1 pseudogene is annotated in these 1,812 nt (G+C 48.2%); it reads left to right on the forward strand.

Annotation, left to right across the window (positions count from 1 at the left end):
* Nucleotides 1–304: 304 nt before the first annotated feature.
* A pseudogene (locus tag HRQ87_RS19925) lies at nt 305–1,812 on the forward strand (calcium-binding protein); the annotation flags it as partial.

Raw genomic sequence — 1,812 nt, forward strand, 5'->3', positions numbered from 1 at the left:
ATGGCAATATCCTGGCCATTTCGGATCTGACCGACCCCAACTCGCTTATCGACGATATCGTGATCGTCTGATAAAAACAGGGCGAACAAAAAGGGGGGTAATAGAATTTTCTATCACCCTTCTATCATAGGTAAACGCACTCAAAATCTTTCTACTTAAGCGAATATATAGCTATAGCATTGAGCGTATTACCTCCTGTTTTTACTTAAAACTTAATTTATGTTGACAAAAAACATCCCTTAGGCCGGTATTCAATTTAATCAAGCGCATTAACTATAATGTGATATGAATCAAAGGTTTAAGCATGATCAAAACTCTCGATGAAATCTTCCACAACTATAAGCATAATACAGTACTAGCAGATTTTGCATCTATGAAGTCCGTTTCGGCGCAATTACGCGCAAATATTGTTGGCACACCGGATGGCGATGACTTGGATGGTACTGAAAACGCTGACTCTATCAGCGGAGGTGCTGGAAACGACACCATCTCAGGCAATGGTGGGAATGACACCATTCAAGGTGGTGATGACAGTGACTGGCGCTTGAGTGGTGATGATGGAGACGATCTGATTTTTGGCGGACAAGGCCGTGATAACCTGTACGGCGGTAATGGTAGTGACACGCTGAATGGTGGCACTGAAAGCGACTCTCTTAATGGTGACAATGGTAATGATCTTCTAAACGGAGATGAAGGTGATGATCGGCTCTATGGCGGAGATGGTAACGATACGCTGAATGGTGGCGCGGATGATGATGAACTTGACGGAGGGGATGGAGACGACTCGCTCAATGGCGGAGCTGGTGATGACGAGTTGGAAGGTGGTGCAGGGGCAGATACGATTAATGGTGGTGATGGTATTGATACCGTAAGCTATTTTGATTTCAGAATAGATGAGGGCATCGTTTTGGATCTTGAAAATGGGATTCTTACCGGGGGCGGTGCAACAGGTGATGTTCTGATCAACATCGAAGTTTACGAAGGATCGGATGATGAGGATCAGATGCTTGGCAGCAGCGGAGCGGATTCCCTTGATGGTGGTCGAGGCAATGACACGCTGGATGGCAGAGGTGGTGACGATACCCTAGATGGGGGTTGGGGCGACGATACAGTCACTGGCGGTATTGGCAATGACAGCCTGGATGGCGGTAATGATAATGATACTGTTACAGGTGGTGTCGGGAACGATACAATCGATGGGTCAAGTGGTAATGATGTTCTTCACGGTGATAGTGGTGATGACTCTGTCAGTGGCAGTAACGGCGAAGACTTTATCACAGGTGGTGCCGGTCAAGACACTGTAGAAGGCGGTGGCGACAACGACACGATTGATGCCGGGGACGGCAATGACTCAGTTAGTGGTGGTAACGGCGACGATGTGCTGAACGGGGGTGATGGCAACGACACGATCAGTGGCGGCAACGGCGCCGATATTCTTCTTGGTGGCGCGGGTGATGATACCATTGAAGGGGGGAATGATAATGACACAATTCGTGGTGGTGCCGGGGCAGATTCGATTTCAGGTGGTATTGGTGTTGATGTCGTAAGCTATGTCGATTCGGATGCTGGGGTGACTGTATCGCTTGATTTCTTTGACGGCGGTCCCGGTGTAGGTGGCCACGCAGAAGGTGACACTTTTTACCTGATTGAGAATGTGGCAGGTAGCCAATTTGGCGATAGTCTAACAGGTGGGACGGGTGAAAATCTTTTGTTAGGACTTGGGGGAGATGATCAGCTTTACGGCCTTGACGGTTCTGACACTTTAAGTGGCGGTTCTGGTTCTGACGTTTTGGACGGTGGTTTGGGTTTTGA

This window comes from Parasulfitobacter algicola (assembly GCF_013315265.1).
Classification (GTDB): Bacteria; Pseudomonadota; Alphaproteobacteria; order Rhodobacterales; family Rhodobacteraceae; genus Parasulfitobacter; species Parasulfitobacter algicola.